Raw genomic sequence first — 7733 nt, forward strand, 5'->3', positions numbered from 1 at the left:
CGCCGGTGGCACCATGGAAGTAATGAAACTCCCCACCAAGCCCCGCGCGCTGCCCATGCCCCTGTGGCTTCAGGGCGCCTTCGAGCTGGGACAGGCCGCGGTCATCTCCGCACTGATTGTCCTGGTTCCCCTCTGCGCGGTCTGGCTGGCGGGCGGATTCGCGGCGCGGGACGCCCTGGGTACGGCGCAGCTCGCCGCCCAGTCCTGGCTGGTGCTGCACGGGGCGCCGCTGCACCTCGCGCTGCCCGTCGGCGGTACCGGCCTGCTGTGGGCGGTTCCCCTTGCGTTGACGCTTATTCCGTTCCTCCTTGCCTGGCGCGCCGGCCGGCGCCTCGCACGCGCCTCCTACACTGACCAGCTCTGGCAGGCGCTGCTGGGTGCGCTCGCGGTGTACGCCCTGTTCGGTCTCGGTGCCGCGTACCTGGCCGACGACGGCGCCACCTCCGCACCGCCTGCAGCCGGAGCCTCGGTGCCGCTCATCGCAGCCGGCGCCGGCGTGCTCATTGGCGCGTACCGCGAAGCCGGGTCATGGGGACGGCTGATCGGCGTGGACCTTGCGGAGTGGATCTCGACCACCAGCCAGCATTCCCGGTGGGCCGGATCCTACGTGTGGTCCGCGGTGCGGGCGGCGTTCCTCGCCGTCATAGCCGCGCTCGGCCTGTCGGCGCTTCTGCTCGCGGTGACGCTCGCCATCCACTGGGCCGCCATCGCCACCATCTACGAGAGGCTCGACGCCGGCATGATCGGCGGCGCCGTGGTCACCATCGGCCAACTCGGCTTCCTGCCGAACCTCGCCGTCTGGACCCTGGCCTGGTCCTCCGGGGCCGGGTTTGCCCTGGGAACCGGAAGTTCCATCAGTCCGCTGGCGACGACGGCCGGACCGTTGCCCGCGATCCCCCTTCTCGGTGCGGTCCCCTCCGGGGTACTGGAGTACGGCCTGGCGGCCCTGGCGCTGCCCGTCGCCGCGGGAATCCTGGCTGGATGGTGGTTCCTCCGCGAGGGTGAGAACCATTTCGATGAGTGGCTGCAGCTGAAGACGGACGCCCGCTGGTTCACCGCCGCCGCTTCCACGCTCACGCTCGGGGTGTTTGTCGGGGTACTGGCCGGAGCGGCCACGGCCGTTCTGGCGCTCGCGTCGCGGGCCTCGGTCGGCGTGGGGCGGTTCGTCGATCTCGGGCCTGACCCGCTCTGGACGGGACTGCTGGTGGCCGCGGAGGTGGGGATCGGCGTCGTCATCGGTTACGCTGCCGGCCCCATGCTGGAGCGGGAGTCGAAGTAACCCTCAGCGGGATTCGAGCAGCCGCTTCAGGTTCTGCAGGTCTTTGGTGTTGGCCTTGCGCATGGACAGCTCAAGCACCGGTCCGAGGATCCGGAAGAACCCGCGTGGCTGGCCGGTATTGCGCAGCTCCATGCGGGTGGCGCCCGGCCCGGCGTCGGCCCAGCTGTAGCTGGTCTCCATCGGGAAGGGGCCTTCAGCGGTGCGCATCACGAGACGCTCCGAGGGGTTGTACGCGACGATTTCGTAGACGTAGGACAGCGTCCGGCCGAGGAACCTGGCGGAGAACGCCACCCGCGATCCCTCCTCGAGGACCGGTTCGGTCAGCCACCGCGCCGAATCGATGTTGACGTACCACTCGGGTGCATTGGCGGGGTCCGACGCATACGCGGACACCTTCCCGCGCGGACGGTCAACGGTGATGGTGGTTACGACGTCGACCATGGGATCTCCTGAGGGGCAACGGAGCGTGTCTCCAATAGACCGCCAAGGTTGCGCAGGTCCTCTTCACACTGCCGCTGCGCCTTGGACGTAAGCGCTGTGGCCATGCACTGTTCGTAGCGCTCGGTGATGGGCCAGAGCAGGATGGCCGCGCCCGTCCCCAGAGTGAGGAAGAGGGATGCCACCAGGCCCACCGTCGTCGAGATCCGCAGCATCGCCGGGGCCTTCTGCCTCACCAGGCTGACGAGGGCGAGGATGCCGACGGTCAGCGCTGCCAGGCTGAAGACCAGGCCGAGCACCTTCCATGGCAGCGGGAAACTGGAGCCCAGGAGCGCACCGAGGAGCAGGAGCATGAACACGCGCAGCAGCGTACGGGTTGCGGCGATCTCCTTCTCCGACGGCTGGGGAGTGTGCCCGGAGGGTTTGCCGGGCCGGGCCGCTGGACCGGAGGGCGCGGGAGTGTTCATCCCTCAACCCTAGGACACCCAGTGGGGGCCCTCGGACGGTACGCTTGGGTCCCATGCGCATCGTTGTTCTCGTTTCCGGTACAGGCTCGAATCTGCAGGCGGTGATCGATGCGGTGCAGTCGGGAGACCTGCCGGTGGAGATCGCCGCTGTGGGTGCTGACCGACCGGGTACCTACGGTGTTGAACGCGCTGCCGCGGCGGGCATTCCCACCTTTGTGGTGGACTTCAAGCAGTACGGCAACCGCACTGAATGGAACGCGGACCTGACCGAACGCACAGCGGCCTACGATCCGCACTACGTGGTTTCCTCCGGGTTCATGCGCATTGTCGACCAGCAGTTCCTCGACCGGTTCCCCAACCGCTACCTCAACACCCACCCGGCGCTGCTCCCGAGTTTTCCCGGTGCACACGGGGTCCGGGACGCCCTTGCCTACGGCGTGAAAGTCACCGGCTGCACGGTGATGATCGCCGACGCGGGGATCGACACCGGGCCGATCCTCTCCCAGGCCGCCGTGCCCGTGCTTGACGACGACACCGAAGAGACCCTTCACGAACGCATCAAGGTCCAGGAGCGCGCCCTGCTCATCGAAACGCTCCGGGACCTCGCCACACTCAACGGATCCACCGCTTAACGGGTCCACCGCTTAAGGATCTGCCACTTAACGGATCGAGCGGGCGCCTGGAACGCTCCATCCGCGTGGGATGGGGTCATAGGCGCCCGCTCGATTCGGGGCGGGGTAACTACTCCGCGGTGACCAGGTGCGTGCGGTGGTCGTAGGTGAAGGTAACCGGATCGCCGTCGTGCTCCAGGACCAGGTTGCTCCCACCCGGGCCGCCGCCGGCGCCGTAGTTCTCATCCCAGCTCTTGTCGATGGCGACCTTGTACTCGTAGGTCCCGCCGATGATGTCCACCGTGAGCCGCCACAGGCCGTCGTCGCCGAGGGTCATCTGTGCCTCATCGCAGTCGGGCAGCCAGTCACCGGGGCAGCCCATCTCCGAGTTGAAAGCACCGGGCACGGACACGGCACCCGGCTGGACCACCACCGGATCACCGACGGTCACCGTCCGCACGTTGCTTACGGCCCCGCCGAGCACCGCACGGTACTGAAGCTTGGTGTCATCCGGCAGGTCGAGGCCCGAGATGTCATCGGTATAGGTGTAGGCGGGGGATGAGCTGTCGGAAGCGATTTCCTCCCAGGCGCCGCCGTCCACGCTGCGCTCGAAGGAGACCACGTTGGTTGCCTTCTCGGGGTCGGCGACAGCGCTGAGTTCCACCGCGTCCCGGACACGGGCGTTCTCCTCCGGTGCCTCCAGGGTCACTACCGGAGCCGGAGCCTCGGCGCTCACCACGCCGCTGCCGGCGGTGTGGCCCTTGTTGTCCAGGACCACGGCGCGGTACTCGAGTCCGGTGCCGGGATCGAGCGCTGCAACGTCATGGAAGACGCGGTATGGCGCGTTGTCATCGGTGCCGATCGGTGTCCAGTCCCCGCCCGCGGTACGGGCTTCGAAGGAGACCTGGTAGAAGGAGGAACCGTCGACGTCGGCCTCAACCAGCATGCGCCCGTTGTCCCCTTCGGTTGGGGCCGGCTGGGAAAGGCTGATCGCCGGAGCCGCCTTTGATGCCGGAATGCGTCCGGAAGCCTCATAGACGACGGCGGACAGCGGCGGCACCGTAACGGTGACGGTCCCGTTGCGGGCTGACTTCACCCGGTCCTCGCCTTCGCCGTAGATGGACGTGAACGTCCGTGCGGGCATATAGGTGGGGATCTCCGCCGTCTGCGCCTCTTCGCTGTTGTTCAGTGCGACGACGTATTCCCGCTGACGTTCGGTGTCGATCCGGGAGAAGGCGTAGATTCCGGCGCCCTCGGCTGCGTAGCGGTGCTGGTGGGCTCCGTTGCGCAGGGCGGGATGCTCCCCGGTGATGCCGGCCAGGGCGCCGATGGTCTTGTACAGCGGGTGGTCGGTGTTGAAGTTGTCCTGCGCGTGGGTGGCGTCGGTGCCGAGCAGGTCATCATCAAGGTAGTCGGCCACCTGGCTGGCAAAGAGCGTCTGCCGGGCGTCCTGGTCTCCGCCGGGTCCGGTGAAGCCCTGCTCATCGCCGTAGTAGATCACGGGGTTGCCGCGCGAGAAGTACATCAGCTCGTGCGCCAGCTCGTCGCGGGCTAGCAGCTCGTCCTCACCGGCACCGGGATTGTCGGCGGCCACGAACCCGCCGATGCGGCCCATGTCATGGTTGCCCAGGAAGGTGGGCAGGCTGTACGCGTTGGAGTCGGCGTCGGTGTACCAGTCGTCTCCGAGGAAGAATTCGCCGAGCCTGCCTGCGTCCGCGCTTCGCGACGCAAAGCTGCGGGCGGCGTCCTGGAACGGGAAGTCCAGTACGGCCTGCATGGAGTTCCGGGTGGTGTACTGCGAGGTGAAGTCCTTGGTGGTGTCATAGACCTCGCCGAACATGAAGAACTCATCCTTGCCCTGCTCATGGGCAAACTGGAGGACGTCCGGACCGAATTCCTGCCAGAACGCGTCGTCGACATGCTTCATGGTGTCGATGCGGAAACCGTCCACGCCGAAGTCCGCGATCCAGGTCTGGTAGATGTCCTTCATGCCGTCCACCACCACGGGGTGTTCGGTGAACAGGTCATCGAGGCCGAAGAAGTCGCCGTAGTAGGCGTCCTCGCCGGCGAAGGTGGTGTCACCACGGTTGTGGTAAAGGTTCGGGTCGTTGAGCCAGGCCGGAACCTTCAGGTCTTCCTCGCCCGGTTCCAGCACCGGCGTGTAGGGGAAGGACACCGACGGATCGAGGGCCGGGAAGCTGTCGCTGCCGGCCACATCGCGGTCATCGAAAGGTTCGCCCTCCGCGGTGCGGTAGGGCTCCTCGTCCTTGGAGACGTACGGCATGCGGGCGCCTTCCTCGTACCCGATGACGTCCGCGGTGTGGTTGGTGATGATGTCGAAGTAGACCTTCATGCCCCGGGAGTGGGCCTCGTCGATGAGTGCCTTGAGGTCCTCATTGGTGCCCAGGTGCGGATCGATCTGCGTGAAGTCGGTGATCCAGTAGCCGTGGTAGCCCGCTGAGTTGTCAGCCGGCTGGACCGCCTTGTTCTTGAAGCTGGGGGTCAGCCAGATGGAGGTGGTGCCGAGGCCCTCGATGTAGTCGAGTTTGTCCAGCAGGCCTTTGAGGTCACCGCCGTTGTAGAAGCCCTTCCGGGTGGGGTCAAAGCCGGACACCGACGGATCAGTTCCCAGTCCGCCGTCGTCGTTGGCCGTACTGCCGTTGGCAAAACGGTCAGCCATCACAAAATAGAAGTTTTCGTCCGTCACCGGTGCACGCAGCGACTGCTGCGCTTCGGCGGTGTCGGCGGACTCGGCGGGCGAAGCCAGCGCGGGCAGGGCGGTGCCGGTGGCTGCAAGCAGGGATGCAAGCACAACGGCGGTGGTATTGCGGGCAATCATGAGACCTCCAGGGAGAGTGAACCCCAACAGCGTGTCTCACATCACATTTAGGTGTCAAATCAAATGCGCGCGCCGCGGGTCTCGGGAGCATTGAACGCCATCCACACCACGGCCACCAGCACCAGCACGCCCGTCACGGCGAAGGTCAGCGGCAGGCCCAGGTACGGCCAGAGCAGGGAGCCGAAGATCAGCGGCACAAGGCCCGCCCCGACGCGCGACACTGTCGACGCCCAACCGAACCCGGAACCGCGCAGTTCCGTGGGGTACAGCTCCGAGACGTACGTGTACAGGACCGGGATGGCCACCTGGATGGTGAAGCCGAACGCCAGCAGCCAGACGGTGGCCACCACGGGCAGCTCCACCGTGAGAGCGAAGACCACCAGTACGACGGCGGACAACGGGCCTGATACCGCAAGGATCCATTTCCTGCCCACCCGCTCCACGAGCAGTGCGGCTGCAACCACGCCGAGGAAGCCGATGCCGGTCATTCCGGCCGTGGTCAGGAACGCCACCGACTGGCGGTACCCGGAGGCGATGAGGATCTGCGGCATCCAGGTCAGGGCGCCGTAGTAGACCAGCAGGATGGACAGGAACAGGCCCCACGCGGCGAGGGTGATGCGCCAGTTGAAGCGCCAGAGCGCCGTGAACTGCCCGGTGAGGCCGCCCAGGGTGAGCTTGGGGTCGTCTCCGGCCGGCGGGAGACGCCATTCGCGGACGGCGCCGCCGGTACTTTTGACCAGTTGGTCGATCACTGCCTTCGCCTCGGCGGTGCGGCCGCGCTGCACGAGGTAGAGAGGCGACTCGGGGACGGACCGGCGCACCCAGAACACCAGGAGCGCCGGCAGCACCATGACGAGCATCAGGTACCGCCAGTCCCCGAACGCGGCGATCAGGATTGCGGACACCACACCGCACAGGCCCGCCCCGATGGGCCACCAGCCGTCCATAGCGGTAAGCACCCGGCCTCGGTGCTTCCGCGGCGTGAACTCGCCCACCAGGGCGTAGTCCACGGGGATGCAGCCGCCGAGGCCGAATCCGGCGAGGAAGCGGAAGACGCAGAACCAGACGAGGTCGCCGGAAAACGCGCCCAGCACCGTGAAGATGGAGAAGATCAGTAGGGTGGCGGTGAATGCCTTCTTCCGCCCGATCAGATCCGCAATGGACCCCCAGGCGAATGCACCCACGGCCATGCCGATGAGGTTCGAGGTGCCCACCCAGGCGGCCTGTCCCGGTGTCAGGCCCCACTCGTCGGACAGCAGCGGGATGAGGTAGCCGTTCAGCGTGACATCCCAGGCATCGAACATGAACCCGAGTCCGCCGATGAGGAAGATCTTGCCCTGGACCCGCCAGCGCCAGGGCAGGTCCTGGACCACCTGATCGCCGGTGGGGAGCTCGGTAGAAGTACTCACGGTTCCATCCTGACAGGCCGGCCTGGCGCTGGCTCGCTCGTTGGGAGTGACTCGAACACCTTACCGCCGCGGTGTCACGGAGCCGTCCGGCCGATCAGCTGGAGGCGCCGGTGTTTTAGACTAGGGACGAACCCACAGCACCCGTCCCCTGGAGACCCGCGTGACCATGACCAACCTTGACCGTGTTCCGATCCGCCGGGCGCTGATTTCCGTCTATGACAAGACCGGGCTGGAGGAACTCGCTCAGGGGCTGCACAGCGCCGGCGTACGGATTGTCTCCACCGGCTCGACCGCCAAGACCATCGCTGCCGCCGGAATACCCGTCCAGCAGGTTGAAGAGGTCACCGGATCCCCTGAAATGCTTGACGGCCGGGTCAAGACCCTGCACCCGCGGGTCCATGGCGGGATCCTCGCGGACCGCCGCGTCGCCGCGCACATGGACACCCTCGCCGACATGGAGATCGAGGCGTTTGACCTGGTGGTGGTCAACCTCTACCCGTTCGTGGAGACGGTACGCTCCGGTGCCGCCGCGGACGACGTCGTCGAGCAGATCGACATCGGCGGCCCCGCCATGGTGCGCTCGGCCGCGAAGAACCACGCGGCGGTGTCCATCGTGGTGGACCCGTCCTTCTACGGCAGCGTGGTCCGCGCTGCGGGGGAGGGCGGCTTCGATCTGAAGACCCGCCAGCG

Annotated in this window: 6 protein-coding genes and 1 pseudogene; 3 read left to right on the plus strand and 4 right to left on the minus strand. The window is 66.8% G+C overall.

Annotation, left to right across the window (positions count from 1 at the left end):
* Positions 1-13: 13 nt before the first annotated feature.
* Positions 14-1279, plus strand: a complete 1266-nt coding sequence (locus X803_RS0114070) for a cell division protein PerM (protein WP_026545617.1) — start codon at positions 14-16, stop codon at positions 1277-1279.
* Between the two features lie 3 nt (positions 1280-1282).
* On the opposite strand, the gene X803_RS0114075 is transcribed toward X803_RS0114070, so the two are convergent.
* Both X803_RS0114075 and X803_RS0114080 read right to left on the minus strand, forming a co-directional pair.
* The gene (locus tag X803_RS0114075) at positions 1283-1720 is read right to left on the minus strand and encodes an SRPBCC family protein (RefSeq protein ID WP_026545618.1); all 438 of its coding nucleotides are present in this window, start codon (positions 1718-1720) and stop codon (positions 1283-1285) included.
* Positions 1705-2184 carry a hypothetical protein gene (locus X803_RS0114080; RefSeq protein ID WP_026545619.1) on the minus strand — a complete coding sequence of 160 codons (480 nt, stop codon included), beginning with the start codon at positions 2182-2184 and terminating at the stop codon, positions 1705-1707. Before X803_RS0114080 ends, X803_RS0114075 begins: the two co-directional genes overlap by 16 nt.
* A 53-nt stretch (positions 2185-2237) precedes the next feature.
* On the opposite strand from X803_RS0114080, the gene purN reads away from it, so the two are divergent.
* Positions 2238-2816, plus strand: coding sequence for a phosphoribosylglycinamide formyltransferase (gene purN, locus X803_RS0114085; protein ID WP_026545620.1), 579 nt, complete (start codon positions 2238-2240; stop codon positions 2814-2816).
* 109 nt (positions 2817-2925) lie between these two features.
* Here purN and X803_RS0114090 read toward each other — a convergent pair whose 3' ends face one another.
* Both X803_RS0114090 and X803_RS0114095 read right to left on the minus strand, forming a co-directional pair.
* A complete protein-coding gene (locus X803_RS0114090) occupies positions 2926-5634 on the minus strand; it encodes an alpha-amylase family glycosyl hydrolase (RefSeq protein ID WP_026545621.1) in 2709 nt (902 codons plus the stop codon).
* 59 nt (positions 5635-5693) lie between these two features.
* Entirely contained in the window at positions 5694-7043 is a 1350-nt protein-coding gene (locus X803_RS0114095; RefSeq protein ID WP_026545622.1) for an MFS transporter, read from the minus strand.
* 160 nt (positions 7044-7203) lie between these two features.
* On the opposite strand from X803_RS0114095, the pseudogene purH reads away from it, so the two are divergent.
* Positions 7204-7733: pseudogene (purH, locus tag X803_RS0114100) on the plus strand (bifunctional phosphoribosylaminoimidazolecarboxamide formyltransferase/IMP cyclohydrolase); the annotation flags it as partial.

This window comes from Arthrobacter sp. 35/47 (assembly GCF_000520475.1).
Classification (GTDB): Bacteria; Actinomycetota; Actinomycetes; order Actinomycetales; family Micrococcaceae; genus Arthrobacter_D; species Arthrobacter_D subterraneus.

Bases quoted from the DNA above. Each gene is read 5' to 3' on its own strand.
- X803_RS0114070 (WP_026545617.1), top strand. From the start codon at position 14: ATGGAAGTAATGAAACTCCCCACCAAGCCCCGCGCGCTGCCCATGCCC.
- X803_RS0114075 (WP_026545618.1), bottom strand. From the start codon at position 1,720: ATGGTCGACGTCGTAACCACCATCACCGTTGACCGTCCGCGCGGGAAG.
- X803_RS0114080 (WP_026545619.1), bottom strand. From the start codon at position 2,184: ATGAACACTCCCGCGCCCTCCGGTCCAGCGGCCCGGCCCGGCAAACCC.
- purN (WP_026545620.1), top strand. From the start codon at position 2,238: ATGCGCATCGTTGTTCTCGTTTCCGGTACAGGCTCGAATCTGCAGGCG.
- X803_RS0114090 (WP_026545621.1), bottom strand. From the start codon at position 5,634: ATGATTGCCCGCAATACCACCGCCGTTGTGCTTGCATCCCTGCTTGCA.